This is a genomic window from Halomarina salina, from assembly GCF_023074835.1.
Lineage (GTDB): Archaea > Halobacteriota > Halobacteria > Halobacteriales > Haloarculaceae > Halomarina > Halomarina salina.
The window spans coordinates 2,247,576-2,272,040 of record NZ_JALLGW010000001.1; the positions used below are offsets into that span (position 1 = coordinate 2,247,576).

General features: G+C 65.0%; 27 protein-coding genes. 8 read left to right on the forward strand and 19 right to left on the reverse strand.

Annotated features, from left to right (window positions below; genetic code table 11):
* Window positions 1–37: 37 nt before the first annotated feature.
* Window positions 38–2,422, reverse strand: a complete 2,385-nt coding sequence (locus tag MX571_RS11505; RefSeq protein ID WP_247416807.1) for a heavy metal translocating P-type ATPase — start codon at window positions 2,420–2,422, stop codon at window positions 38–40.
* Window positions 2,423–2,490: 68 nt separating this feature from the next.
* Window positions 2,491–3,240: a helix-turn-helix domain-containing protein gene (locus MX571_RS11510; protein ID WP_247416809.1), complete on the reverse strand. Its 750-nt coding sequence runs from the start codon at window positions 3,238–3,240 to the stop codon at window positions 2,491–2,493.
* Between the two features lie 89 nt (window positions 3,241–3,329).
* Here MX571_RS11510 and MX571_RS11515 point away from each other — a divergent pair, with 89 nt between their 5' ends.
* A complete protein-coding gene (locus MX571_RS11515) occupies window positions 3,330–3,656 on the forward strand; it encodes a hypothetical protein (RefSeq protein ID WP_247416811.1) in 327 nt (108 codons plus the stop codon).
* 55 nt (window positions 3,657–3,711) lie between these two features.
* Here MX571_RS11515 and MX571_RS11520 read toward each other — a convergent pair whose 3' ends face one another.
* From MX571_RS11520 to MX571_RS11535, 4 genes are all read right to left on the reverse strand, one after another.
* Window positions 3,712–4,497, reverse strand: coding sequence for an energy-coupling factor ABC transporter ATP-binding protein (locus MX571_RS11520; RefSeq protein WP_368409048.1), 786 nt, complete (start codon window positions 4,495–4,497; stop codon window positions 3,712–3,714).
* Between the two features lie 65 nt (window positions 4,498–4,562).
* On the reverse strand, window positions 4,563–5,405 hold the full coding sequence (cbiQ, locus tag MX571_RS11525; RefSeq protein WP_247416814.1) for a cobalt ECF transporter T component CbiQ: 843 nt from the start codon (window positions 5,403–5,405) through the stop codon (window positions 4,563–4,565).
* A gap of 6 nt (window positions 5,406–5,411) precedes the next feature.
* Window positions 5,412–5,726 (reverse strand): cobalamin transport operon protein, encoded by a 315-nt coding sequence (locus tag MX571_RS11530; protein WP_247416816.1) that lies wholly within the window; start codon window positions 5,724–5,726, stop codon window positions 5,412–5,414.
* Entirely contained in the window at window positions 5,726–6,406 is a 681-nt protein-coding gene (locus tag MX571_RS11535) for an energy-coupling factor ABC transporter permease (RefSeq protein ID WP_247416818.1), read from the reverse strand. Before MX571_RS11535 ends, MX571_RS11530 begins: the two co-directional genes overlap by 1 nt.
* A 192-nt stretch (window positions 6,407–6,598) precedes the next feature.
* Here MX571_RS11535 and MX571_RS11540 point away from each other — a divergent pair, with 192 nt between their 5' ends.
* Window positions 6,599–6,970 carry a hypothetical protein gene (locus MX571_RS11540; RefSeq protein ID WP_247416819.1) on the forward strand — a complete coding sequence of 124 codons (372 nt, stop codon included), beginning with the start codon at window positions 6,599–6,601 and terminating at the stop codon, window positions 6,968–6,970.
* A gap of 32 nt (window positions 6,971–7,002) precedes the next feature.
* Here MX571_RS11540 and MX571_RS11545 read toward each other — a convergent pair whose 3' ends face one another.
* On the reverse strand, window positions 7,003–7,431 hold the full coding sequence (locus MX571_RS11545) for a CopG family ribbon-helix-helix protein (RefSeq protein ID WP_247416821.1): 429 nt from the start codon (window positions 7,429–7,431) through the stop codon (window positions 7,003–7,005).
* A gap of 523 nt (window positions 7,432–7,954) precedes the next feature.
* On the opposite strand from MX571_RS11545, the gene MX571_RS11550 reads away from it, so the two are divergent.
* The 3 genes from MX571_RS11550 (at window position 7,955) to MX571_RS11560 (ending at window position 9,564) form a co-directional block, all read left to right on the forward strand.
* Window positions 7,955–8,275 (forward strand): winged helix-turn-helix domain-containing protein, encoded by a 321-nt coding sequence (locus MX571_RS11550; protein WP_247416822.1) that lies wholly within the window; start codon window positions 7,955–7,957, stop codon window positions 8,273–8,275.
* Window positions 8,276–8,350: 75 nt separating this feature from the next.
* Window positions 8,351–8,662 (forward strand): DUF8036 family membrane protein, encoded by a 312-nt coding sequence (locus MX571_RS11555; protein ID WP_247416823.1) that lies wholly within the window; start codon window positions 8,351–8,353, stop codon window positions 8,660–8,662.
* Between the two features lie 197 nt (window positions 8,663–8,859).
* Window positions 8,860–9,564 (forward strand): ferritin-like domain-containing protein, encoded by a 705-nt coding sequence (locus MX571_RS11560; protein ID WP_247416825.1) that lies wholly within the window; start codon window positions 8,860–8,862, stop codon window positions 9,562–9,564.
* Here the strand turns inward: MX571_RS11560 and MX571_RS11565 are convergent.
* Both MX571_RS11565 and MX571_RS11570 read right to left on the reverse strand, forming a co-directional pair.
* Window positions 9,554–9,751 carry a hypothetical protein gene (locus tag MX571_RS11565; RefSeq protein WP_247416826.1) on the reverse strand — a complete coding sequence of 66 codons (198 nt, stop codon included), beginning with the start codon at window positions 9,749–9,751 and terminating at the stop codon, window positions 9,554–9,556. The genes MX571_RS11560 and MX571_RS11565 overlap by 11 nt on opposite strands.
* 337 nt (window positions 9,752–10,088) lie before the next feature.
* On the reverse strand, window positions 10,089–10,745 hold the full coding sequence (locus MX571_RS11570) for a helix-turn-helix domain-containing protein (protein WP_247416827.1): 657 nt from the start codon (window positions 10,743–10,745) through the stop codon (window positions 10,089–10,091).
* Window positions 10,746–10,833: 88 nt separating this feature from the next.
* Between MX571_RS11570 and MX571_RS11575 the strand changes: the two genes are divergently transcribed.
* A complete protein-coding gene (locus MX571_RS11575; RefSeq protein ID WP_247416828.1) occupies window positions 10,834–12,492 on the forward strand; it encodes an NADH-quinone oxidoreductase subunit D in 1,659 nt (552 codons plus the stop codon).
* A 48-nt stretch (window positions 12,493–12,540) separates the two neighbouring features.
* Here the strand turns inward: MX571_RS11575 and glmU are convergent, their stop codons facing one another.
* From glmU to MX571_RS11605, 6 genes are all read right to left on the reverse strand, one after another.
* On the reverse strand, window positions 12,541–13,725 hold the full coding sequence (gene glmU, locus MX571_RS11580; protein WP_247416830.1) for a bifunctional sugar-1-phosphate nucleotidylyltransferase/acetyltransferase: 1,185 nt from the start codon (window positions 13,723–13,725) through the stop codon (window positions 12,541–12,543).
* A gap of 418 nt (window positions 13,726–14,143) precedes the next feature.
* Complete coding sequence (locus MX571_RS11585; protein WP_247418473.1) at window positions 14,144–16,000, reverse strand: FAD-binding protein; 1,857 nt, start codon at window positions 15,998–16,000, stop codon at window positions 14,144–14,146.
* A 72-nt stretch (window positions 16,001–16,072) separates the two neighbouring features.
* The gene (locus MX571_RS11590; protein ID WP_247416831.1) at window positions 16,073–16,957 is read right to left on the reverse strand and encodes a succinate dehydrogenase/fumarate reductase iron-sulfur subunit; all 885 of its coding nucleotides are present in this window, start codon (window positions 16,955–16,957) and stop codon (window positions 16,073–16,075) included.
* A 2-nt stretch (window positions 16,958–16,959) separates the two neighbouring features.
* Window positions 16,960–17,331 (reverse strand): succinate dehydrogenase hydrophobic membrane anchor subunit, encoded by a 372-nt coding sequence (locus tag MX571_RS11595; protein ID WP_247416833.1) that lies wholly within the window; start codon window positions 17,329–17,331, stop codon window positions 16,960–16,962.
* Window positions 17,331–17,735, reverse strand: a complete 405-nt coding sequence (sdhC, locus tag MX571_RS11600) for a succinate dehydrogenase, cytochrome b556 subunit (protein ID WP_247416834.1) — start codon at window positions 17,733–17,735, stop codon at window positions 17,331–17,333. Before sdhC ends, MX571_RS11595 begins: the two co-directional genes overlap by 1 nt.
* Window positions 17,736–17,883: 148 nt before the next feature.
* Window positions 17,884–18,909: a succinylglutamate desuccinylase/aspartoacylase family protein gene (locus tag MX571_RS11605; RefSeq protein WP_247416836.1), complete on the reverse strand. Its 1,026-nt coding sequence runs from the start codon at window positions 18,907–18,909 to the stop codon at window positions 17,884–17,886.
* 150 nt (window positions 18,910–19,059) lie between these two features.
* Between MX571_RS11605 and MX571_RS11610 the strand changes: the two genes are divergently transcribed.
* Entirely contained in the window at window positions 19,060–20,418 is a 1,359-nt protein-coding gene (locus MX571_RS11610; RefSeq protein ID WP_247416838.1) for a putative ATP-dependent zinc protease, read from the forward strand.
* A 21-nt stretch (window positions 20,419–20,439) separates the two neighbouring features.
* On the opposite strand, the gene MX571_RS11615 is transcribed toward MX571_RS11610, so the two are convergent.
* From MX571_RS11615 to MX571_RS11625, 3 genes are all read right to left on the reverse strand, one after another.
* Entirely contained in the window at window positions 20,440–20,976 is a 537-nt protein-coding gene (locus MX571_RS11615) for a DNA-3-methyladenine glycosylase family protein (protein WP_247418474.1), read from the reverse strand.
* Between the two features lie 89 nt (window positions 20,977–21,065).
* Window positions 21,066–21,632, reverse strand: coding sequence for a serine O-acetyltransferase (gene cysE / locus MX571_RS11620; RefSeq protein WP_247416841.1), 567 nt, complete (start codon window positions 21,630–21,632; stop codon window positions 21,066–21,068).
* Window positions 21,633–21,947: 315 nt separating this feature from the next.
* Entirely contained in the window at window positions 21,948–22,433 is a 486-nt protein-coding gene (locus MX571_RS11625; protein WP_247416842.1) for a hypothetical protein, read from the reverse strand.
* Window positions 22,434–22,632: 199 nt separating this feature from the next.
* Here MX571_RS11625 and MX571_RS11630 point away from each other — a divergent pair, with 199 nt between their 5' ends.
* A complete protein-coding gene (locus MX571_RS11630; protein WP_247416845.1) occupies window positions 22,633–23,055 on the forward strand; it encodes a hypothetical protein in 423 nt (140 codons plus the stop codon).
* 191 nt (window positions 23,056–23,246) lie between these two features.
* Here MX571_RS11630 and MX571_RS11635 read toward each other — a convergent pair whose 3' ends face one another.
* On the reverse strand, window positions 23,247–24,401 hold the full coding sequence (locus tag MX571_RS11635; RefSeq protein WP_247416848.1) for an acyl-CoA dehydrogenase family protein: 1,155 nt from the start codon (window positions 24,399–24,401) through the stop codon (window positions 23,247–23,249).
* Window positions 24,402–24,465 lie beyond the last annotated feature (64 nt).

Consider the following 24,465-nt stretch of genomic DNA (forward strand, 5'->3'; position numbering starts at 1 on the left):
ACAGAGAACGTGAGCGTTGTATTCCAGTTGGACTCGGCTAGTGCTTCGTTCCATCCCTGGCCGTCCGCACGTGCAACTGCTCTTGCGAGTCGGCTAGTTGGTCGGGCTCTATCCGTGACAGTCGCATTGCGTTCCCTGTCACGCCGAGGCTCATCCCCATGTCACCGACGACCACTGCGAGTGCGACACTGACGAACCCCAGCGGAACGCCGAGGGCTAACACGGCTTTCACGCCGAGACTCGACCAGATGTTCTGTCGAATCACACTGTTCGCCTCCTGTGAGAGTGCGTACAGGTACGGGAGTTTTCCGACATCGTCGCCCATCAGCGCGATATCAGCGGTCTCAAGTGCTGTGTCGGTACCCGCCGCACCCATCGCGATACCGACGTCGGCGGTGGCCAACGCGGGGGCGTCGTTGATACCGTCGCCGACCATCGCGACCGACCCGTACTCGCGCTGGAGCGATTCTATCGCATCGACTTTCTCCTCGGGAAGGAGCTCTGCCCGGTACTCGTCGACGCCGACGTCCTCGGCGATGGCACGCGCCGTGCCCGTATTGTCACCGGTCAGCATCACGACGTGTTCGACGCCCAGTTGGTGGAGCCGCTCGACGGCCCGACGAGAGGCCGGTCGGACCTCGTCAGCAATCGCAACGAGACCGACCAGTTCCGACTCGGTCCCGACGAAGACCACCGTCTTCCCCGCCCGTTCCAACTCGGCGAGCGCATCGCGTGCGGTCTCGGCTGGTTGCTCTGTCACGGCCCCACCGTCGGTGGCTCGGCGTGACTGGGAGAGGTCGAACCCCAGTTCCTCGAACAGTGCCGGTTTGCCCGCGTAGTACGTCTCATCGTCGAGGTCAGCGCGAATCCCCTTCCCGGTCAAGCTCTCGAACCCGGACGGGGTCGGACGGGCGTCGAGACCCACATCGTCTGCCCGAGCGAGAATCGCCTCCGCGATTGGGTGCTCACTTCGCTGTTCGAGACTCGCGGCGTATCGGAGGACATCTGCCTCCTCGAACTCCCCCAGTGAGACCACATCGGTGACGGCCAGTTCGCCCTTCGTGAGCGTTCCCGTCTTGTCGAGGGCGACCGCGTCGACCTCGCCCATCGCTTCGAGGTGGTTACCACCCTTGATGAGCACACCATTTTTCGCGGCGCTCGTGATACCCGAGACGACGGAGACGGGCGTCGAGATGACGAACGCACAGGGGCAGGCGATGACGAGGAGCGTCAGTCCACGGATGAACCACGCCTGCCAGCCCCCGGGAAGGACCACCGAAGCTCCCGCAACGTCGAGGGTGAGACCGTCACCAATGAGCAACGGCGGCACCGCAGCGGTGAGTATGGCCAGCACGACGACGGCAGGGGTGTAGTAGCCCGCAAACCGGTCGACGAACTGCTCTTTGTCGGTCTTCTTCTCCTGTGCGCCCTGCACCAGTTCGATGATTCGAGAGAGTGTCGACTCCCCCGCTCTCGAGGTCACCTCGACTTCGAGGTATCCACCTTCGTTTATCGACCCCGCGTACACGTCGTCACCGGCCGACTTGTCGATAGGAACAGACTCTCCCGTAATCGGCGATTCGTCGACTGCGCTCTCCCCGTCGACGACTGTCCCATCCAGCGGTATCTTGTCACCGGGACGAACGATGACGGTCTCACTGATAGCCACGTCCTCCGCTGGAACGGTCACCTCCTCGCCCGCCCGTCGGACCGTTGCTTCATCGGGCGAGAGTTCCATCAGTTCGCGCAGCGAGTCGCGTGCACGGTCCATCGAGTAGTCTTCGAGCAGTTCGGCGATGCTGAACAGGACTGCCAGTGTCGCCGCTTCGACGAAGTATCCGATACCTGTCGCGGCGATGATGGCCGTCCCCATCAGCAGGTCGATGTCGAGGCTCAGATTCCGGGCCGAGTAGTAACCACTCCGGACGACCGGATACCCACTACTTACAATCGCCACGAGGAACAGGCCGTCGGCGAGTGTGAGCGGGTAGTCGACGATGGTCGCTATCGTGGGGTCGACGCCAGTGAGGACGAACTCTACGAGCAGGCCGAGTGCGACGAACACCGCTCCGACCCACGTCTTGAGCGCCCGCGGACTCGTCCAGATATCCGATGGTGGTGCGATGTTCATCCCACCGGTCGATTCGTCGTCGGACCCACTACTGACGACCTCGTACCCCGCCCCCTCGATTGCCGCGACAACGTCGCTCTCGCTGACTCGCTCCGAATCGTATGTCACGGTGGCTGTCCCAGTGGTCGGTTGCAGCATGGCCTCGGTGATGCCATCGACACGCTGGAGGCTCTTGTCGACTTTCTGGGCGCAGGAGGGGCAGTCCATCTCGGGGACTGTGAGTCGGACGGACAATTCACGGCGATGCCCGTCCTCCTGCGTGTGGTCGACACCGGCTACGTCATCTGTCATTACGTGAATGGAGGGCAGTCACGGCGATAGGTCTTCGTTGGAATATTCCAACTAAACCACGACCAACCTCAAGATGTGGTCGATGGGGAGTCCCGCATCGATTCCCTGTCGACATACCGCGCTGCCAGCTGTGCTTCGGCTCGACGAAGTCGGTAGGTGAGCGTCGACCGTGGGACAGCGAGATGCTCGGCCAGTTCCCCGACATCGACCGCCCGTGGCGTTTCGTAGTAGCCGTGTTCGACGGCTGCTTCGAGTGCAGCCGCCTGTTCGGGCGGGAGTTCGTCTCGGTTGCTGTGGCCATACCTCCTCGTTACTTCGGTGTCTGTCGTCCGGAGCATCTCCATCTCCGCACAGGTGCCGACTGCCGTCTCAAGGTCGTCGAAGAAGGCCCCTACGTTACCCTGTCCCGAGTGGATAATCCGCCATGTGTAGTGACGCCCCTCATGGCGTGTGTCGAATAGGACCCCGTCTCCGAGGTGTGCTCGCGCGATGTGGGGGACCGACGAGCACTCTGGCGTGCGCTCCCAGTACGAGTAGAGCACGAGTGTGTCGTCGGTGTGGTCGAGGACCTGTGTCGACTGGGTCGCACCGCAGTCGTCGGTCGCTAGACAGTCCGCGTAGTAATCGGCGGTCAAGAACGCGTCTTCGATATCGTCGAGAGCGGCTGGCGTCCCGGTCGCGTGGTCGACACGCCAGAGACGTTTTGCGGTCGCATGGAGTGAGAGTGAGCGAATCAGCGCGTCAGGATGCGCCGCGAGCGTGTCTGCTACGCGGTTACAGCCGGGGTCGTATTCGAGGGCAAAGACGAGACTCCGCATACGCTCTAGTGAGGGGCAGACGGAATAACGAGTCGGGTCGTTGGTCGTCAACTGGGGGCGTTAGGGGCTCGCCGGCCCGACCCAACCGCGTGCTCGATTACTCGCTCGGCGAACTTTCGCGCATCGATGATGTTTCGGGCGAGCGGTCCAGCAGTCAGTTCGGCGAACTGGCCGGTCACGAAAGTCTTCGACACTGTCCCATCGGAACGGCACCAAGCGAGTGTCGCGCTCGAACTCCTCTGAGAACACACCCCGAGTTCTACAACGACTGGGTCGTGCCCGAGAGCTACTACGACCAGTACGACCGCGAAGTGCCGGTAGGCGTCGGGGGGGTCGGCCACGCCGAACGTCGTCGGCGTGTCGGGCGTGGGGAGGACTATACGTCGCCGTTCGTCGAACCGATTCCGACCGACTGAGTCAGCGGTCGGCTCGAGTTGCTAGTCACGCCACGCGGATGGGCGTGGCTCACTCTCACCCGTCGACTTGTGTCTTGGACGGAGGTGTAGCCGCCCCAGAGAGCAGTTCGACCAGTTCGGTCTCCGTCACCGGTCGACGCGACCCGTCGACATCGAGCGACTTCGCGAGTCGAACTGTCGTGGGTGCGTGGAGGTTGGCTCGCTCCAGCAAACCCTCGTCGTAGAACACCTCCTGTGGCGTCCCCTCGCCGACGAGGTTCCCGTCAGCCATCACACAGACTCGGTCCGCGACGCTCGCCGCGAAATCGATGTCGTGCGTCGAGAGGACGACGCTGATCCCCTCCCGGCTGATTGCTTCGATACGGTCGGCGACGAGTCGGGAGCGTTCGGGGTCGAGGCCCGCTAGAGGCTCGTCGAGGACGACGACACTCGGTTCGAGGACGAGGACGCCAGCGAGTCCGACAAGTCGTTTTTCCCCGCCGCTGAGGTAGTGGGGGACGCGCTCTTCGAGGTGAGCGGCGTCGACGGTCGCCAGCGCTTCGCGGGCACGTTCCCGGGCGTCGTCCGCCGGAACGCCGTAGTTGCGAAGCCCGAACATCACGTCGTCGAGGACCGTGGGCGCGACGAGTTGCGTGTCCGGGTCCTGGAAGACGAACCCGACCTCCTTGCGGGCGTGGGAACGCGTCTCCGCGGTAACCTTCCGGCCGGTGACGCGGAGTTCGCCCGCGTCGGGCGTGAGCGTCCCGTTGAGGTGTTCGAGCAGCGTCGACTTCCCCGCGCCGTTTCCACCGAGTAGCGCGACGACCTCGTTCGGCCGAACCTCGAAGTCGACGTCGTGCATCCCGACCGTCCCGTCGGGGTACGTGTGGGCTTCACAGTGCAGGTCGACCAGTGGGTCGCTGCCGCTCACAGCCCCACCCCTCTGAGGCCGACGGGAAGCGCGACGACATCGTAGGGACCGACGAGCGCGTAGACGATGATGCCGACCGACAGGACGGTGAGGACGGTGAGGTCACGCGCCGGCGGTCGGGTGACGTCGCCGTACAGCGTGATGTCTCCGTCGTAGCCGCGAGCTTCCATCGACTTCACCAGTCGTTCGGAACGCTCGATGGCCGCCAGCATCGTCATCCCGAGGATGCGTGCGTACAGTCGCTTGTTCGCCCAGAACTCACCGAGGTTCGCTCCCCGCGACCGGGCGGCTTTCACGAGGTCTTCGAGCAGTTCGAGCATGACGAACGTGAACCGATAGGTCAGGAGTGCGATCTGGTCGAGCGGCCGTGGCAACAGTCGGCCGAGTAGATACGCGACGTCGTTGTACGCAGTCGTCATCGACAGCGTCAGCGAGAACGTGACGACGACGAGCGACCGGGTCGTGAGTTCTGCGACCAGCAGGGCCCCCGCCCACGTTACCGACAACTCGCCCAGTGGCGTGGCGACGGCCCCGCCGATAGGTGTGCCTGGTTCGAGGAACGCTATCGGTACACCGACGCTCACGATGAACAGGAACGGGAGCGAGTACCAGGCGAACAGTCGTCGAAGCGGAAGGGTCGCGAGCGCGTACGTCGCCAGCGTCACGCCGTAGACGCCGAGGAGGACGGCGAGCGAGTCGGCCACCGTCACGAGGAGGACGAGCAACGCGAGGACGCCGAGTTTCGTCCACGGGTTGAGACGGTGGACGGGGCTGTCCCGTCGCTCGGCGAACGCGGTGATGAGCCGTGGGTCCGGAACGTGATTCGAGAGCGTACTCATCGCGAGTCAGGCGGTCTCGCCGTCGAAGCCGCGGTACCGACTGGCGTAGACGTACAGGCCGACGCCGAGGAGCGCCAACACGAGGACGACGAGGCCGAACTCCATCACGAGTCCCCCCTTCCGAATCGGTCCCGCGATGGCGATTCCGCGACCGAAGTCGACGAGCGGGCCGCTCCCTTCGCTGGCTCCTTGCTGGAGTGCTTTCGTGAACCGCTTGGCGTACGGGAGCGCCCCACCCGTGTTCGTGAAGCTGACCAGCCCTGCCACGAGACAGACTGCCGCCAGCCCCCCGAGAACGCCGTACTGCTTCCAGCGCTGCATCAGGCGGTCACCCCGTTGGATTCTTCCGGCTCGGTGCGGTCGCCCACGCCCACGAGGTCGGGACGGACCGACGCGAGGAACTGGACGATGAACCCGGTGAGGATGCCTTCGATGATGGCGACGCCGAGGTTGATGCCGACCATCCCACCGACGGCGATGGCGAGGTCACTCCGGGGGAGTGCGCTCCCGTTGACACCGCTGACGACGATGATGACGCCCATCAGGATCGCGCCGACGGAGAGGCCGATGGTCGCGGCGGTCGAACTGGCCGGGAAGACGTCCCAGTCGAGACGGAGCAGCGACCGGAACGCGTAGTACGCGACGATGGCCTCGCTCGCGTTGACCAGTGTGTTCGCCCCGAGCAGGCCGACCGCGCCGTGACCCAGTGCTGCCGAGAGGATATTGACGACGAGCGCGATGAGTGCGCCCAGGGCCGGGCCAGCGAGAATGCCGACCAACCCGGTCAGATTCATGTGAACGCCGCCCCAGACGGGGATGTTCAACTGGAAGATGGCAAAACTCGCGGCCGCACCGACGCCCGCGAGGGCGATCTGCTGTGTCTTGATACCGCTCTGGCGGACCCGCCAGAGTACAGTACCGATGAGGCCCGCCCCAACGACCGTCCAGAGGACGAGCGCCCAGAGCGGGAACGACCCTTCCCCGAGGTGGATATGCGCCATAGTTGCTGTTGTTAACGCCACTCTCTATAATGTTAAAGCTGACTCTTTCAACCCGGCGTGTTATCAGGGTATGGTTCTATCTGTCGGGGTGTTAGCAACGTACTCTCCAGCCGGGGCGGCAGTTAGGCGGGCGGGCTACGCGGTGTCTCGTCCGTCTAGGTCAGGGAGACACCAGCGCCCCGGTGTTCGCTCGTGGTGGACTCCTCCATCATCCACGAGGTAGACGAGGCCGTTCGACTCGCCGACCGCATCCTCGTCATGGGTGCGACTCCGGGGCACGTGGGTCGCGTGGTGGACGTCCCGCTCGAACGGCCCCGTGGACGAACCGACGACGAGTTCGTGAGACTCGTCGACCGACTGGACCTCGACACGGACGAGTCCGGGTTCGTCGATGTCGCACGGGCAGAGTCACCGATGGGTGGTGCCGGTCGAACGTCCGTCGAGGGAGTGTTCGACGCTGGGGATGCGCCGAACGGGTCGAGCCCCTCTATTGTGACCGCTGCAGCGGAGGGGTACGAGGTCGGGGCAACCGTCAACGCAGAACCGAGCGACGAACTGATTTAGCCGATTCACAGACCCGTTCTTCCACGCGGTTGCTAGTCGGTCGAGAGGAGTGCTGCGCTGTCGTCGACGGGGATCACGGAGTAGTCGATGTTGAGCGTGTCCTTCGTCGCGCGAATCTTCCCGACGAACGTCGATATCTCTTCGAGGGAGCCCTCCAGAACGAACAGTTCCATACAGCGGTGCGTCCCGACGTGGCTGTGGAAGTTCGAGGCGACGATACCCTCGTGCTCGTGTCGGAGTTGCATCATCCGCTCTTCGACGGTCGTCGTGTCGTAGTCGAACAGCACCGTCACGATACCCATCAGTTCGCGGTCGTCGAGGCGCTTGTCCTCGAACTCGCCGAGGAGCTTCCGGGAGGCCTCCCGAACCACCTCACTACGGCCGGTGTAGCCGTGTTCGTCGGCGAACTCGTCGAGTCGGTTCAGGAGCGCATCGGGCATCGAGACACTGACCACTGCCATATGATAACTCAACCGCGCTCAGCTATCAATCCTTGTGATTCCGAGCGATGGTGGACACAGCACACGCGGGGACGTCGGTCGATTCCGGGTGTACCGACATCAGGTGTCGGACCGACCGAATAACGAGCGATTTTCACGCGTCGTTGTAGTCCACTTCCCCACCAGGGATGTAAGAGCCGTGAACGATTCTGGCGGACAGTACTCCGGAGACTGAAGCGCTCTGTCGTGCGTCCTCGCAGTACACGGCTCTCTGTGAACCCCTGTCACTGAGACCGAAGTGACACCTCTTTATACGACTTCTTCCCCAAGCGTCGAGTGCCTCTCGGCGTCCAACTCGGACCCACGTTCATCGACTGGCTTCACTTGGCCATGTCGACGGGCTTCACCCGTCGTCGCTGGGCCGAGGTCGCCGGGAGGGTTTTCCAGAACACGGGGAGCGCCGGTGCCGTCACTCGGCTCGTCTAACGCGCCTCCGAGTGGTGCATCTCTATGGTACTCCGGAGTGTGCGTCCGGTAACGAACAATGGAGGCGGTGTTGTGGTACGTGTTGACCGGAACCCGAGGTGGGCCCAACCGCGCACGTATCCTCAGAACTCTTCACAACCGCCCACGGAACGCGAACAGACTCGCGAACGACCTCGATCTCGACTACAAGACGATTCGGCACCACCTCGACGTCCTCGTGGACAACGACATCGTCACCACCAGCGGCGACGACTATGGTGCCATTTATATGCCGTCAGACCGCGCTCGACAGCAGTGGGAGACGGTCGAGACGGTCCTGGACGCAGTCGAGGAGACGAACGACGGCACGAACCAGGACGCCGATCCAGATACGGAGTGACCATCGACGAATGAGTACCGACATGGGCCAGAATTGGGAAAGCGACTATCGCAGTTCCGCGACTGAGGGAGATACATGAGCGGTATGGTCGACCTGTTCCGCGCCCTCTTCGGAGTGAACCTCCTGTTGCTCGCGGTCCTCACGGGCATCTGGCTCCGCAACTACCTGCGGTTCCGGTCGAAGCACACGCTGGGACTGGCGCTGTTCTCGGTGTTCCTGCTCGCCGAGAACGCGCTGGGCCTGTACATGTTCTTCCTGAACCCGACGCTGACGGCGTGGATCCTGAACTCCACGGCGGTCCCCGCTCCTGCTCAGAACGCGATGCTCGCACTCCGTGCGCTCGAGACGGTCGCACTCGCGTTCCTCCTCTGGGTCACGCTCGACTGACCCGTTCTCGGCGTCTCCCCGCCCATCGTTCGCCGCTAGCTGAGACTCCACGTAGCGACCGCGTTTTCATTCCATCGACGAACAGTCTCTAGAAGAAGAGTACGTCTGTACAGTTCCCGGTCGAAATTGGGTCGCATTTCGGCAAATGCTATTCAAACGAACTGTCGTAGTCGTCGATGCGCACAGCGCACCCACCAATGACTGACGACAACACTCCAGTTGACCGCGTCATCGACGGCGCGAACGAACTGCTCACCGACCGGCGCTCGTTCATGGCCGGAGCGGCGAAACTCGGCGTCGGCGGCGCACTGCTCTCGCAGTTCGCCAGCGGCTCGGCGACCGCCCAGGAGGGCGACGAGATGTCGGAGGTGTCGGACCTCGACATCCTGAACTACGCACTGACGCTCGAACACCTCGAGTACTCCTTCTACGAGGAGGGGCTGTCGAACTTCGAGGAACTCCGTGACTTCGAACGCGCCGGGACGCCCGGCGGCGAGATATTCGATGACCCGTCGCTCCAGTACGGGACCTACAACTACCTCGAGAGCGTCCGTGACCACGAGGAGGCTCACGTTCACACGCTCACCGAGACCATCGAGAAGCTCGGTGGCGACCCGGTCGGGGCTGCGGAGTACCAGTTCCCGTACGAGACGCCCGAGGAGTTCGTCGCGTTGGCACTCACCCTCGAGAACGTCGGCGTCTCCGCGTACGCCGGAGCCGGTCCGCTCATCCAGAACGAGGCCGTCGTGGAGGCCGCACTCTCCATCCACAGCGTCGAAGCGCGTCACGCGGCGTTCCTCGGCACCCTCAACGAGCGACTGTTCCCGCACGGTGCGTTCGACCCCGCCCGCTCGATGGACGAGGTCGTCGCCATCGCCAGTCAGTTCATCGTCAGCGAGTAGCGTCGACGCTACTCCCTGTCGGGATCTCGAATCGTTCACAGCCGCGTGCGACGACCAGCAGGCCGAACGCGAGGAGCCAGAGCACCACCGTGGACTCGATGCTCCACACACCAACAGCGACGCCGACGAGCCCGACCAGTTCGAGCACCACCGCGGCGGCGACCAGCGTGCTGACGAGGGTGTTCATCGACCGAGAAGACGTGGACCACCTCGTTAGTTACCGCGTCGCAAACCGGTCGGTAGCCGCTCGGCTACCGGAGTTATCGTCGGAGTAACGCTCTCGACGGACGCGTGGGGCGCGGTGGGGACGCGCCCTCGTCCGTTCACAGGTGGGTTCCCGGCGGGTGCCGGGTGGCTCCCGACACGTCCCGTTCTCGCGGAAGCCATGCTCTCCTTCATCACCCACCCGTTTAGCTGTACCGTCCGTCGGTTTCTGTGAGTTCTCCGAAAACGGTATCGTGCGGTGAGCGTGGCAGACCGGCACACGAAAGCCAGTCACGAGTCGAAGCCCGCTCGCTCCCCGTCTACCACGACGCGACGAGCGCTCGCATCACCTTCGTCTGGGCCTTCCGCAGGTGTTCGGCGGCCGTCGCTGCCGAGCAGTCCAGGTCGGCCGCGACGTCCGCCACCGAGGCCGTGCGCGGCGTGGCGAAGTAGCCGACCTGGACCGCTCTCGCGACGGCCTCGGTCTGTCGCTCCGTCAGTCCGGGGTCGAACCGGCCGGGGTGACCGGCGTACTCCCCGATTCGTTCGACGGCCACGTCGACGACCGCCGGCACCTCATCGACGACGCGCTGCAACGACGCCGACTCGCCGACGACGGTCAGCGCCGCGGTGCCGTCCTCGGCGAACACGACGGGCGGGACGACGAGGACGCCCGACGACGAGACGGCGGCCAGCAGGTCGTCGTCGACCGCACGACTCTCCTGGCGGACGTAGACGTACTGCCGACCGTCGCCCGACGCCGTCAACTCGTACTCGACGACGGAGGGCGTCTCGGCAAGCGCCGCCTCGTAGACCTCCGTCTCCCCCTCGACGGAGTAGAGGAACACGTCCGCGTCGTCGGCCCGCGACCACTGCCAGAGCAGGTCGCGGGAGGGAGCGTCGTCGCTCGCCAGCGCCGCGTGGACCGGGTGGATGGCGTCCTCGGCGAACGTGAGGCGACATCGGAGGTACCGCATCGGGAGGTCGTTGCGTGTGCGTACTTAAATACGCTAGTCGATGCGGCAGAACGCTCCTCGCGGTCGCCGGCCGATATCGACGTAGAGTATGCAGCGTAAACGCCCGCAGGCTGTCGAGCGAGCGAGCGACGCCCCCTCCACGCCGTCGCCCGTCGACGCCCTCGCCGACGTCGCCATCGGTCACGAACGGCACCTGAACGCCCCCGCTGTCGTGATTCGACCCGACGACGTGCAGACGGCCCTCCGTCGGCTCCGGGACGAACTCGGCTTCGACCACCTCTCGTGTGTCACGGCCCAGGAGTACGAGGACCGCTTCGAGACCATCTACCACCTGAAGCAGTACGCGGACCCGACCCAGGAGGTCAGCGTCGTCGTCCCGACGAGTCGCGACGACCCCCGCAGTCAGTCGGGAGCGGCGGTCTTCGACACCGCCGACTGGCACGAGCGGGAGGCGTACGACCTGTTCGGGATTCGGTACGACGAGCACCCGGACCTCCGGCGTATCCTGCTCCCGGAGACGTGGCAGGGACACCCACTCAGACGAGACTACGACCAGGAGCAGTCACAGGTCGTCACCTTCCGCGAACACGCCAACCCGCTGGCGGACGACGAACGCGAGAACGACACGATGCTGCTCAACGTCGGACCGCACCACCCGTCGACCCACGGCGTGCTCCATCTGAAGACGACGCTCGACGGCGAGACGGTCGCGGACGTCGAACCGGACATCGGCTACATCCACCGGTGTGAGGAGCAGATGTGCCAGCAGGGCACCTACCGCCACCAGATAATGCCGTACCCCGACCGCTGGGACTGGGGCGGAGCGGGCATCCTCAACGAGTGGGCGTACGCGCGCGCCGCGGAGGACCTCGCGGACCTCGACGTACCGGAGTACGCGCAGGTCGTCCGGACGATGAGCGCCGAGCTGAGTCGGATGAACTCCCACTTCCTCGCCGTGGGAGCGTTCGCGCTGGACGTCATCGGCGAGTTCACGGCGACGTTCATGTACGCCATTCAGGAGCGCGAACGCATCCAGAACTTGCTGGAGGACCTCACGGGTCAGCGCCTGATGTTCAACTACTTCCGCCTCGGCGGCGTCGCCTGGGACCTCCCGGACCCCCGCGAGGAGTTCTTCGAGAAGACCCGGACCTTCGTCGACGGGCTCCCCGCCCGCCTCTCGGAGTACCACGACCTGCTGACGGCCAACGAGATAATGCAGATACGGACGCTCGACACGGGCCACCTCGACCCTGAGGTCGCCAAGCGCTACGGCGTCACTGGCCCGGTCGCCCGTGGGTCGGGTATCGACTACGACCTGCGTCGCGACGACCCGTACGGCTACTACCCCGAGCTCGACTGGGACGTCGTCACCGAGGACGGCTGTGACAACTACTCGCGACTGCTCGTCCGCATGCGCGAACTCGAAGAGTCGGCGAAGATCGTCGAACAGTGCGTCGACCTGCTCGAACAGTGGCCCGAGGAGGACCGCGAGATTCAGTCGAACGTCCCGCGGACGCTCAAGCCCGACAACGACACCGAGGTCTACCGCGCCGTCGAGGCCGCGAAGGGCGAACTCGGCATCTACATCCGCTCGGACGGCACCGACACGCCCGCCCGGTTCAAGATCCGCGGGCCGTCGTTCTCCAACCTGCAGGCGCTCCCGGAGATGGCCAACGGCGAGTACGTGCCCGACCTCATCGCGACGCTGGGGAGCCTCGACACCATCATGGGGGAGGTGGACCGCTGACGCTCTGGCGGCGACCTATCGGTCCCGAGAGCGCGTCGCACTCGGCCTTCAGCGGTCCCGGTCGACCGACTCGCCGGGCGTGGTGAACGACCCTGCCGAGAGGACGAGGCCCGGTGCGAGCGAGGAGTTGACGCCCGTCTTGGCCCCGTCGCCCGCGACGACGCCGTACTTCCGGCGGCCGGTCGAGACGCGTTTGCCCTTCACCGTCTGCTTCACGCTCTCGCCGTCGTGGCGGAGGTTCGCCACCTGCGTCCCCGCGCCGAGGTTGACGTTCGGGCCGAGCAGGCTGTCGCCGACGTACGAGAGGTGCGGGACGTTCGTGTCGTGCATCAGCACGCTGTTCTTCAGTTCGACGCCGTGACCGACGTGGCAGTTCGCGCCGACGAGCGTCGCGCCACGGAGGTACGCGTTCGGCCCCACGTCCGCACCGGAGCGAATCAGCGCCGGTCCCTCGACGGTGACGCCGGGTTCGACGACTGCACCCTCCTCGACGACGACGTTCCCGCGCAGGTCGGCGTCGCCGCGCACTTCGCCCGCGACGCGACGCTCGAGTTCGCCGAGTTTCCACTCGTTGGCGGCGAGCAGTTCCCAGGGGCGACCGACGCCCAGCCAGCGGCCCACCTCGACCGCGCTCACGTTGTGGCGCTCGACGACCTTCGCCAGCACGTCCGTTATCTCGTGTTCGCCGCGTTCGGACTGTGGGACGTCCAGCCAGTCCCGCGCCTCCGCGGGGAAGTGGTACGCGCCCGCGTTGACGAGGTCGCTATCGGGCTGTTCGGGTTTCTCGACGATGTCGACGACGTTCCCCGACCCGTCGAGCGTGAGGACGCCGTAGTTCGACGGTTCCTCCGCCCGGTAGGCGGCGACGGCCGGACCACGCTCGAACAGGTCGACGATGGCCGACCGGTCGTAGAGGTCGTCGCCGTTGAGGACCACGAAGTCGCCGTCGAGGTGCTCGCGCGCCTGGAGGACGGCGTGGGCGGTGCCGAGTTGCTCGTCCTGGGTCGCGTAGGAGACGGGGACGCCCGCGTACTCGTCGCCGAAGAACTCCCGGACGGCATCGCCCTCGTAGCCGACGACGAAGACGAGTTCGTCCGCCCCCGCCGCCGCCGCGTCGTCCGCGGTGTGGGCGACCAGCGGCCGGTCCGCCACGGGGAGCATCGGTTTCGGCGTCGAGTGCGTCAACGGTCGCATCCGGGTGCCCTCGCCGGCGGCGAGGATGACGGCTTGCATACAACGCCCTCCCACGGCAATCCCGATATGCCTACCGCCTCCCGACGGTCCCGTCGGTCGACCTTTCGAGGACCCGAGGGCCCGTACCGATGCGGCGATACTGGACCGCCCTGCGACCCGGTCTTGCCCTCACACGCCAAGCGTGCGGTGTCTCGACTCCTCGCGTTGGAGATGGCAGAAGGGGCGGGAATGAAACCACATGAAGCCCTGAGAGGCGTCAGCCGGTGACGGCCGACGGCCGAGTTCTACCGCGTTCCCCTTCCTGAGAACCCGATACTCCGGGGGGTATCAAATATCCGACGGTATGGGTGGAACGTGCCGGAGACGTGAGTGTAGGTGTCGCTGAAAGGAGGACGTGTGCTCGAAGCGACGGTGCGGCTCGAAAGGGATAGAATCCGCGAGTCCAGCGTCCGGAGGCTCAGTAGCTCCGGATCTTCGGCTCGTACTCCTTGTTCTCGCCTTCGAGGATGACGTCCGTGAAGTACAGTTCGGGACGGCCCTCGTTCCACGCGACCATCGTGTGTTTAAGCCACTCCTCGTCGCGGCGCTCCTGGAACTCCGCACGCCAGTGGGCACCGCGGAACTCCTCGCGTGCGAGTGCGCCGAGCGTCAGCGCCTCCGCGAGGTCGATGAGGTTGCGCGTCTCGATGGTGTGGATGAGGTCCGTGTTGAACGTCCGCGACGGGTCGCTGACGGCCACGTCGAGGTAGCGCTCGCGGCAGTCCCGGATGTCACGGAGCGCCTGCTTGAGACCTTCCTCCTCGCGGAACACGTTGACGTTCGCCGTCATCGTCTTCTGGAGGTCCGAGCGGATTTCGGCGTGGTTCGTCCCGTCTCGTTCCATCAGGCGCTCGACGCGGGCACGCTCGCGCTCGACGGCCCGGTTCACGACCTCGTTCGCCGGCGCGTCGAGCAGCGCGCCGCCGTCGGAGGCCGTCTTCGACCCCCCATCCGCGGCGACGTTGCCGTCGGACCGGACCTCGCCGGGCGTGACCGGCGTGTCGACGACGCCGTCTTCTGTCTTCGCCGACGGGCCGGTCTTGATCTGGGACTCGCCCTTCTCGCGGTGCGCGGCGTGACGACCCGCTCGCGCGCCGAACACGATGAGTTCGGGCAGGGCGTTCCCGCCGAGGCGGTTCCCGCCGTGGACGCTGACGCAGGCGCACTCGCCCGCCGCGTAGAGTCCAGAGATGCACGTCTCGCCGTTCTCGTCGGTCTCGATGCCACCCATTGCGTAGTGCTGGCCGGGCTTGACCGGCATCGGCTCTTCGAGCGGGTTGACGCCCTCGAAGTCCTCCGAGAGGTGGATGATGTTCTCCAGCCGGTCGGTGATGCGCTCCTCGCCGAGGTGACGCATGTCGAGCAGGACGTAGTCGTCCTCGAACCCGCGTCCCGCGTTTATCTCGTCCAGTTCGGCGCGCGCGACGACGTCGCGGCTGGCGAGTTCGCCGACGTTGTTCGCGTACCCGTGTTCGAACATGAACCGCTCGCCCTCCTTGTTGTAGAGGATGCCGCCCTCCCCGCGGACACCCTCGGTGATGAGGACGCCCGTCGAGGGGAGCGTCGTCGGGTGGAACTGGATGAACTCCATGTCCTCCAGCGGGACGCCCGCCCGGTAGGCCATCGCCGGGCCGTCGCCGGTGTTGGCGACGGCGTTCGTGGTGTGGTCGTACATCTGTCCGGGGCCGCCCGTCGCGAGGATGACGCCGTTGTTCGCGACGAACCCGTTGACCTCGCCGGTCTTGATGTCGTAGGCGACGGCGCCGCGACAGCGCCGGTCCTCGGGGTCCTCGTGGTCGGTGACGGCCAGTTGCATCACGTAGTGTTCGTCGTAGACGCGGATGCCCCGTTTGACGACCTGCTCGTACATCGTGTGGAGCAGGTGGTGACCCGTCTCCGCGCCCGCGTACGTGGTACGGGGGAACGAGAGTCCGCCGAACGGTCGCTGGCTCACCCGGCCGTCGTCGTCCCGTGAGAACGCCATCCCCCAGTGTTCGAGCTGGATGGTCTCCTCGGGGGAGTCCTGACAGAGCGTCTCGATTGCCGGGGCGTCGCCGAGGTAGTCCGACCCCTTCATCGTGTCGTACGCGTGGTCCTCCCACGAGTCGCCGTCGCGGAGGGCCGCGTTGATGCCACCCTCGGCCGCGCCCGTGTGACTGCGGACCGGGTGGAGTTTCGAGACGAGCGCGACGTCCGCGCCCTCCTCCTGTGCTGCGATCGCCGCTCGGAGGCCGGCACCGCCCGCGCCGACCACGATGACGTCGTGTTCGTGAATCGCCATGATGTAGTGTGTGTCGAGGTTGTGTCGCCGGAAGGCGACGAGTCGTTCGCTAGTAGTTCGCTGGGGTTACCAGAACTTGAGGTTGTTCTTCACCGCTTCGCGCTTCAGTTCCTGGATGTGCTCGGTCAGCGGGATGTCCTTCGGACAGACGTTGGTACAGGAGAACTGAGTCTGGCACCGCCAGACGCCGTTCTCTTGCTCCAGGATGTTCAGCCGTTCCTGCTTGAGGGCTTCGCCCTCGCGTTCGTCCATCGCGAACCGGTAGGCCTTGTTGATGGCCGCCGGACCGAGATACTCGTTGTCGCCCGCCGCGATGTTGCACGAGGACATGCACGCGCCACACCAGATGCAGCGCGTCGACATCTTCACCTTCTCGCGGTTCTCACGGCTCTGGCGCTGCTCTTCGAGGCCGTCGGGGACGTCCTCCTCCTTGAAGAACGGTTCGACGGCGTCCATCTGGTCGTAGAAGTGCTGCATGTCCACGACGAGGTCCTTGACGACCTCCTGGTGGGGCAGCGGTTCGACGCGGACCGGGTTCGAGAGCTCCGAGAGCTGCGTCTTGCAGCCGAGTCGCTGCGACCCGTTGATGAACAGCGCGTCCGACCCGCAGATGGCCTGCCGACACGAGTGTCGGAAGGTGAGCGAGGAGTCGTAGGTGTCCCGCGCCCACATCAGGGCGTCGAGGACCGTCATCCCCTTGCGGTACGGGACGACGAACTCGTCGAATCGGGGGTCCTTCTTCCCCTCGACCTCGGGGTCGTAGCGGAACACCTTCAGCGTCCGCGTCTCCTGACCGTCGAGCGACGACTCGACGGCTTCGCGCTGGCGGTCGTCCTCGGCCGCCTGCTCGCGCTTCTGCTCCATTCGGCGTTGCTGCTGGGCCGGGACTGCCTCACCCGGTTGCTCGTCGGCCTGTTCCTCGGTCTCTTGCTCCTGAATTTGCGTGCTCATTGTCAGAGGATGGTGGTCCCGGTCATCGCCATCGCCACACGGATTCCCTGGGCGACGAGCAGGACACCGGCAATCGCGAGTCCGTACTTGACGACTACGCGCTGCGTCCCCTCAAGCCCTTGGTTCACCAGCGCGTTGTAGACGCCGTTGATGCCGTGGAACGCCGCCGTGACGAGGAAGGCGACCATCGTCAGGAGGTAGCCCGGCTCCTGCATCCGCGCCTGCGTCCCCATGAAGGTGATCTCGTAGGCGTGGTTGACGAAGTGCAGCAGCATGAAGTGGAACGCCAGCACGCCGATGAGGAACACCGCCGTCAGTCGCTGGAGCAGCCACCCCGTGCTGTGACGGGAGAACGAGGAGTAGTGGTCCGCCATCAGAACGCCCCCGTGAGGAACGTCGGCACCGACGCGACGACGATAGCGCCCGTCAGCACCAGCGACGCGTAGAAGCTCTTGTCCTGTGCGGTCAGCCCCACGCCGAGGTCCACGAACAGTAGCCGGACACCGTTGAGGATGTGGAAGACGGCGACGGCGAGCAGGCCGACTTCGAGAATCCGCACGATGACGAGCTCTTCGAGTCCCTGTAGCGTCGTCGTGTAAATGCCGCCGGTCCCGCCCGCGGCGGGGATGGCAGTGCTGAGCACCGCGATGTGTGTGAACAGGTAGCCGATGAGGACCCACCCGGTGAACTTGTGGAACACCCACGCCCACATGCCGGCGGAGAAGTCGCGCCACCGACCGAAGTCCTCGACGAGCCCCCTGTCGTACGACTGGCTCATATAACTGGAGCCTCGCAGGCGGCGAGTATAGTAGTTACTAACTTCGGGTTATCTGCGACGCGTCTGCGGCGGCGTGCGTCGGTTGTAAACGACTACCGCACTGACCCCAGCTAGTGTAAACCTTCGGCGGCGTAAATCCGTCCCTGACTCAGGAGCGCTGCTGGGTCACCCGTCCCTGCTCCCGTTCGAGGGCGGCCAGCGTCTTCTCGCCGAGTTTGACGAGGTGACAGAGCGGGTTTCCGGGGTAGACCAGCGGGTTCTCCAGCACCCCGACGAGCAGCCCGGTGAACGGCGCTTCGACGAAGACGCTCTCGGCGCGGAACGGGTCGGCGATGGAACAGATGGTGTCGCCCTCGTAGACGAGCGCCCCTCGCTCGTAGTGCATGTCGACGAGGCCGCCGACGTCGGAGCGGAGCCAGGTCTTCTCGTCGGAGTCCTCGATGACGGTCCGCCAGCCCGGCCAGCGGACCGCCTCCCCCTCGCGCATCCCGAACTCGGCGAGGACGCTCTTCACGCCGTCGAGCGCCCGGTCGATGAGGCCGCGCTGGAACCGGTGGGCCTCCCCCATCTCGATGGTGATGGTCGGCGTCTCTGCCTCGGTCGCCTCCCGCCTGAGCGTCCCGTCCGGCCCCTCTCCGGCGAGGATGACGTTCGAGGCGAACGCGTTGGCGAGCCGCTCGACGTTCGGGTCGTCGAGGTTCGCCCGAACGTGGAGCATGTTCGTCCGGCCGCGCGTCGAGGTGTGGAAGTCCAGGCCGAGGTCACACGGTTCGATGAAGTTCCGGAAGATGCGGTGGGCCATACGCTTCGCACCGGTCGACGTCTCGCGGCCGGGGAACGAGCGGTTCAGGTCGCGGTCGTAGATGGGGAGGTAGCGCTGCTGGGCGATGAACGCGGGGACGTTCAGGACGGGCAGGCAGACGAGCGTCCCCCGGAGGTTCGTGTGGTCCCACGAGTGGGCCACCTCCCGGACCACCTCGATGCCGTTGAGTTCGTCGCCGTGGGCCGCGGCGCTGAGGAACACCGTCGGACCGGGCCGCTCGCCGTTGACGACGGTGACCGGGATGCGGACCGGGTCACCGAGGTACGTCTCGCTGACGCTGTATCGGAGGTTCTGGATCTCGCCGGGGGCGACCGTCCCACCGTTGTAGGTGAACGGTTCGGCCTCTGTCATACGATTTCACGGCCCCGACCCACCATAAGCGCGCCGTCACAGTATTGAGCGGGTCGGGGAGCGACGGTCCGGCCGTCGACCGGGCGACCCGTCCAGTCGCGAACGCACGCTATCGGCACGGTTTTTACCGACCGACCGGTTCGTCCCGGTATGTCCACCGACGACGATCGAGTACGTGTCGGCGTTCTCTCACTACACAACAGCAAGGAGACGAAGGCCATCCTCAACGCGGTCGAGGACCTCGGCCACAAGGGTGAGTGGCTCCGACAGGAGAACACGGCGGTCAACATCGAGGAGGGGGAGGTCATCATCGAACCGGACGTGGACATCATCGCGAACCGCCTCCTGCTCTCGAACACCGAGGAACCCGCCGAGGGGCTGGGACTGGCGACGACGTTCAACCGCCTGCGCCCGATGCTCAACCAGCCCGGTGCGGTGCTGACGGCCATCCACAAGTTCGCGACGGCGGTCACGCTCGCCGACTGGAACATCAACGTGCCCGACGCACTGCTCGCCCTCTCGAACGACCGCCTCAACGCCGGTCGAGAGCGCTTCGGCGACGAGGGCGTCTACAAGACCGCCATCGGTACCCACGGCGGCGGGACGTGGAAGGTGGACCTGACCGAACCCGTCAACCCGAAGGTGGGCAACCGACAGGCGTTCCTGCAGGACTTCATCGAGCGCGACTCCGAACTCCACCGCGACCTGCGGGTCTACACCGTCGGCGAGCAGGTCATCGGCGCGATGCACCGCTTCGCCCCCGAGGGCGACTGGCGGACGAACGTCGCCCTCGGCGGCGCTGTCGAGGACATGACCGACGAGATGCCCGAGGTGGCGAAGGAGACGGCGCTGTACGCCGCCGAGGTCATCGGCCTCGACTACGCGGGCGTCGACCTCATCGAGGGCGAGGACGGCTGGTACGTCCTCGAGGTGAATCCGACGGCCGGGTTCAAGGGCCTCTACCAGGCGACGGGTCGCTCGCCTGCTCCCTACATCGCCCAGATGGCTATCGAGCGTGCCGGCGGCGAGGTCGACGAGGACCGCGTGGACGACCTCGCGGCGACGCTCGACGACTCGACGCCGTCGTGCAAGCCCCGGATGCCCGCGACCCACCGCGAGGACACGCCGCTCATCGGCTACATCGAGGAGGTGGTCGCCTCGGGGACCAGCGGGTCGGTCACCGCGCTGGCGAAGTCCGACACGGGCGCGACCCGGACGAGCATCGACACCTCGCTGGCAGCCGAGATCGGCGCCGGCCCCATCAAGAGCATGACGCGCGTGAAGTCGGGGAGCGTGAAGGGGGGGAAGGCTCGCCCCGTCGTCGACCTCGTCATCGGTATCGGGGGGCGACAGCACACCGTCACCGCGAGCGTCGAGGACCGGTCGCACATGGACTACCCGCTGTTGCTGGGCCGCGACATCCTCCAGCACTACCAGGTCGACGTCCGAAAGCGCGCCGACAGCGACTCCGGCGCGTCGGACGACGACGAAGAGATGCTGGAGGAGTAGCGCGGTTCGGAGAGAGCGGGTTCAGGACTCGTACTCTGCCCAGAGGAGTCGTGTCGCGTAGGACCGGTAGGGTCTCCAGTTCTCCGCGATCCGGTGCATCTCCTCTCTGCTCTCCGCCCCGTACAGGTTCTCTATCGCGCGTCGAACGGCGAGGTCCCCGATAGGAAACACGTCCTCACGCCCGAGCGGGAACAGGAGGAACATGCGAGCGGTCCACTCACCGATCCCCTTGATCTCGGTGAGGCGTTCGACGACCTCCTCGTCGGTGTAGTCCGCCAACCCCTCGCGGGTGAGGTCGTGCTCCTGGAACGCTCTGGCAGCGTTCTGGATGTAGTCGATCTTCCGCCGCGAGAGGCCCGCGTCGTGGAGTTCGTCTTCGTCTGCTGCGAGCACGGTCTCCGGCGTGACGTCGTGGTCGAGGACGTCGTAGAACCGCTCTCGCACTGCGGCGGCACTGGCGGTCGATAGCTGCTGGTTGTTTATCGATATCACCAGTCTCTCGAACTCGTCCCAGTCGGTTTCGCTGTACGGGTCGTGCTTCTCGACGAGCTTCGCCATCACCGGGTCCTCCCGGAGTACCTCCTCGAGCGTGCGTTCCGCGACCGTTTCTGCTCCCTGCCCGGCCCCCGTCTCCGACTGGTCGGTCATCAGTCCTCGTTCGGGTTCGAACACCGTGGATGCTGTGATAGCGGCGGTTCCGCCGACTCGCCGATGGGTCGAGCCGGGTTCCCGGCGACGGTCGTCCCGGGGGCGACGTCGTCGACGACGACCGCTCCCGCCCCGACGGTCGCCCCCTCGCCGACCGTAATGTCGCCGACGAGCGTCGCGTTCGCGCCGACCGTCACGCCGTCTTCGAGCGTCGGGTGGCGCTTGACGGGTTCGGGCGAGTTCCCCCCGAGCGTGACGCCGTGGAACAACTGCACGTCGTCGCCGAGTTCGGCCGTCTCGCCGACGACGACGCCCATCCCGTGGTCGATGAACACGCGCCGACCCAGCGTCGCGCCGGGGTGTATCTCGACGCCCGTCAGCACACGTGTCAGGTGCGAGAGAACACGCGCGGCCAGGGGGTGGCCGCCGTTGAGTAGCCGACTGGCGACCCGGTACAACCAGACGGCGTGGACGCCGGGGTAGGTGAGCACCACTTCGCGGGCGCTCTTCGCGGCGGGGTCGTTCGTGAGTGCGGTGCGGACGTCTTCGCGGAGTCTGTCGAACATCGTGTGTGGAGACTGGTGGTGGTTGGCCGGCGGACCGACGACGGGCGAGAAGGAACTCAACAGCGACAGCACGGACGCACGAACGAACGGTGAGCGAGCGACCGACTGCGACTGATGCTGTCGCGCATACCGGAGTATTCGAGTGTGCAGGCAAAAGCGTGGCGAGGTTGTGAGAAAGTGGTGGGCAGTGGGCATGAAGGTGTCTCCCTGTCTGCAAATTGCCCCTCACTGTCGTCGATTTCGACAGACTCGTGCCGCGAGTCTAACAGTCTCAGTTGACGGATGACAGTATCGAATAGCCTTCCAACCACAGGTTTACGAACACCGTTCGTGTAGGCCCACGCCATACGGCGCAATCTCCGTTTCCACAGAGATGAAGTCGTACCCACCACAGTTCTTCATGAAATAGTCCGTGATGTGTGAGTTCTCGTCGTAGACGACGATGAGAAACAGAGAGTCAACAGGCCGGTTGCGGACTTCTCGTTCGACGACCTCGCCGGGCCCAATGGTTAGATTGGCAACAAAGCGCGCTGGTTCGGGGTCGACACTCGTATAGTGATACCCATCGGTGGGTTCGGCGGAGAGTGAATATCCATCGACTTTCCTACTATGACTTTTCCCATCGTTACGACGAATATCGAGTGTGGTTGAGGTGTTGACGAGGAATATCTCGACGGTGTACGTGGTGTTCACTGAACTGTTCCCGATGAGTTCGATAGGTGCCTCCTGCGTTCGCGGCGCGTCGGAGAGCACGCCACTGCATCCCGCCAACGGCACCAGTAGTAGCAGGAAGGTGACCACGAGACGAACCGACGAGCGACCAGTGAACATCAGAGAGTGTATTTCAGTAGATACTGTCGCCTGACTAATAGCTGCGGGACACGCGGTCGAATGAGAGACTCACGCTCTGAGTGTATCAAACGGGGTTAGCGCCAGACGCGTGCCGCGAGGGGGTCATTCTCCGCAGAAGATATTTACCACTCGTTGATTGATGCACCGTATGAAACGTCGTGCCCTCCTCGCCGTGATTGGGGCAGCCGCTACTGGTGGTTGTTCAAGTGTGTCTGGAGTGTTCGGGGGTGACGTGGAGGAGGGGATGACGGTGAGTTCCGAATACACTTGCATCGAATTGCAGGACCCCCCGTGCATCGCGTCGGTGACGGTCGACGAGATGGGCAACGCTACTCAACTCGTGGCAAAGGTACCCAATTCGTCTGGTACGACAGAACAACACGTCATCCCCACTGAAGGCGGCCAGTTGGAGATAGAAGGATTACGCCCCGAGCAGGAAGTGGAGTTGTATGCGAAGCGGGATGACAAGACGATTCTGTTTCAGAAGGTCCCAACACCCGAACAGCGCAAGCGTGAGCTTCCCCTGAGCAACTCTTCGGACAGTCCCCACTCAACTACTCAGTCCCGATAGACTCACACTCTCGGTGTATCAGCTGAATCGGCGAATATGATTCCGAAGTAAATACCCTTCTCAGATGGGTATTCGCGCGAGTGGAACGAGCGCGATTCACCGTGAGGCGCGCGAGCGCGCCGACCGGTTTTTCAGTCCAAGATGCTCCGAGAATCGGGTCCCTTCGCGACCCCGACGAAGAGGACCGTGATTCAGAAGCCCTTGCCGAGCAGTTCGCGCGCGATGATGTTCTTCTGGATCTCCGAGGTACCCTCGTAGATCTGCGTGATCTTCGCGTCGCGGTAGAGGCGTTCGGCGTCGAAGTCGTTGACGTAGCCGGCCCCGCCGTGAATCTGGACGCACTCGTTGGCCGCGTCGACGGCGACGCGGGAGGCGTACTCCTTGGCCATCGAGGCGAGCGTCGTCAGCTGGTCGTCGGAGTTGTCGACCGACCACGCGCTCTTGTAGGTGAGCTGACGGGCGGCCTCGGTGCGGGTGTGGATGTCGGCGAGCTTGTGCTGGATGGCCTGGAAGTCGCCGATGGGGCGGCCGAACTGCTCGCGCTCCTTGGCGTAGTCCAGCGCGCGGTCACACGCGCCCTTGGCGATGCCGACGCCCTGCGCGGCGACCATCGTCCGGGTCACGTCGAAGAAGTTCATGAGCTGGAGGAACCCCATCCCGCGCGTGCCCACGAGGTTCTCCTCGGGGACGCGCAGGTCGTCGAAGATGAGCTCCGCCGTGTCGCTGGCGCGGATGCCGAGTTTGCCCGTAATCTTCTCGCTCTTGAAGCCGTCCCGGTCGGACTCGACGACGATCTGCGAGAAGCCGTTGTAGCGACCCTCGGCCTCGGGGTCGGTCTTGCACATGACGACGAAGAAGTCGCCGACCGAGCCGTTGGTGATCCACATCTTGTTGCCGTTGAGGACCCACTCGTCGCCGTCCTTCTCGGCGGTCGTGGAGACCGACGACACGTCCGAACCGGTGTCGGGTTCGGAGATGGCCGCGCCCATGATGGCCTCGCCGCTGGCGACCGGTTCGAGGTACTGCTCCTTCTGCTCCTCCGTCCCGTACTCCATGATGGCGTCGGAGCCGAACGTCGTCGCCGTGATGGACAGCGCGATGCCGGGGTCGACGGCGAACATCTCCTCGACGATGAGCGCGGTTTCGAGCGCGTTGTAGCCCGCACCACCGTACTCCATGGGGATGTTCGCGCCGGTCAGCCCCATCTCGGCGGCCGTCTCCAGCACCTCGTGGGGGAACTTCTCGTCGACGTCGTACTCCTGGGCGACGGGGGCGATCTCGTTCTCCGCGAAGCGGCGGACCTCCTCTTTGATCTGTTTCTGCTCGTCGCTGAGCTGATAATCCATGACAGTCGCTCTCTCCCGGCGACACATAACCGTTTCCCGACGGTTTTCAACGGGCTAGGAGTTT

What these genes read in the sequence shown, in the direction of transcription:
- MX571_RS11505 (WP_247416807.1), bottom strand. Translation starts at nt 2,422, where the DNA reads ATGACAGATGACGTAGCCGGTGTCGACCACACGCAGGAGGACGGGCAT.
- MX571_RS11510 (WP_247416809.1), bottom strand. Translation starts at nt 3,240, where the DNA reads ATGCGGAGTCTCGTCTTTGCCCTCGAATACGACCCCGGCTGTAACCGC.
- MX571_RS11520 (WP_368409048.1), bottom strand. Translation starts at nt 4,497, where the DNA reads ATGCACGACGTCGACTTCGAGGTTCGGCCGAACGAGGTCGTCGCGCTA.
- cbiQ (WP_247416814.1), bottom strand. Translation starts at nt 5,405, where the DNA reads ATGAGTACGCTCTCGAATCACGTTCCGGACCCACGGCTCATCACCGCG.
- MX571_RS11530 (WP_247416816.1), bottom strand. Translation starts at nt 5,726, where the DNA reads ATGCAGCGCTGGAAGCAGTACGGCGTTCTCGGGGGGCTGGCGGCAGTC.
- MX571_RS11535 (WP_247416818.1), bottom strand. Translation starts at nt 6,406, where the DNA reads ATGGCGCATATCCACCTCGGGGAAGGGTCGTTCCCGCTCTGGGCGCTC.
- MX571_RS11545 (WP_247416821.1), bottom strand. Translation starts at nt 7,431, where the DNA reads ATGGCAGTGGTCAGTGTCTCGATGCCCGATGCGCTCCTGAACCGACTC.
- MX571_RS11550 (WP_247416822.1), top strand. Translation starts at nt 7,955, where the DNA reads ATGGAGGCGGTGTTGTGGTACGTGTTGACCGGAACCCGAGGTGGGCCC.
- MX571_RS11555 (WP_247416823.1), top strand. Translation starts at nt 8,351, where the DNA reads ATGAGCGGTATGGTCGACCTGTTCCGCGCCCTCTTCGGAGTGAACCTC.
- MX571_RS11560 (WP_247416825.1), top strand. Translation starts at nt 8,860, where the DNA reads ATGACTGACGACAACACTCCAGTTGACCGCGTCATCGACGGCGCGAAC.
- MX571_RS11565 (WP_247416826.1), bottom strand. Translation starts at nt 9,751, where the DNA reads ATGAACACCCTCGTCAGCACGCTGGTCGCCGCCGCGGTGGTGCTCGAA.
- MX571_RS11570 (WP_247416827.1), bottom strand. Translation starts at nt 10,745, where the DNA reads ATGCGGTACCTCCGATGTCGCCTCACGTTCGCCGAGGACGCCATCCAC.
- MX571_RS11575 (WP_247416828.1), top strand. Translation starts at nt 10,834, where the DNA reads ATGCAGCGTAAACGCCCGCAGGCTGTCGAGCGAGCGAGCGACGCCCCC.
- glmU (WP_247416830.1), bottom strand. Translation starts at nt 13,725, where the DNA reads ATGCAAGCCGTCATCCTCGCCGCCGGCGAGGGCACCCGGATGCGACCG.
- MX571_RS11590 (WP_247416831.1), bottom strand. Translation starts at nt 16,957, where the DNA reads ATGAGCACGCAAATTCAGGAGCAAGAGACCGAGGAACAGGCCGACGAG.
- MX571_RS11595 (WP_247416833.1), bottom strand. Translation starts at nt 17,331, where the DNA reads ATGGCGGACCACTACTCCTCGTTCTCCCGTCACAGCACGGGGTGGCTG.
- sdhC (WP_247416834.1), bottom strand. Translation starts at nt 17,735, where the DNA reads ATGAGCCAGTCGTACGACAGGGGGCTCGTCGAGGACTTCGGTCGGTGG.
- MX571_RS11605 (WP_247416836.1), bottom strand. Translation starts at nt 18,909, where the DNA reads ATGACAGAGGCCGAACCGTTCACCTACAACGGTGGGACGGTCGCCCCC.
- MX571_RS11610 (WP_247416838.1), top strand. Translation starts at nt 19,060, where the DNA reads ATGTCCACCGACGACGATCGAGTACGTGTCGGCGTTCTCTCACTACAC.
- MX571_RS11615 (WP_247418474.1), bottom strand. Translation starts at nt 20,976, where the DNA reads ATGGCGAAGCTCGTCGAGAAGCACGACCCGTACAGCGAAACCGACTGG.
- cysE (WP_247416841.1), bottom strand. Translation starts at nt 21,632, where the DNA reads ATGTTCGACAGACTCCGCGAAGACGTCCGCACCGCACTCACGAACGAC.
- MX571_RS11630 (WP_247416845.1), top strand. Translation starts at nt 22,633, where the DNA reads ATGAAACGTCGTGCCCTCCTCGCCGTGATTGGGGCAGCCGCTACTGGT.
- MX571_RS11635 (WP_247416848.1), bottom strand. Translation starts at nt 24,401, where the DNA reads ATGGATTATCAGCTCAGCGACGAGCAGAAACAGATCAAAGAGGAGGTC.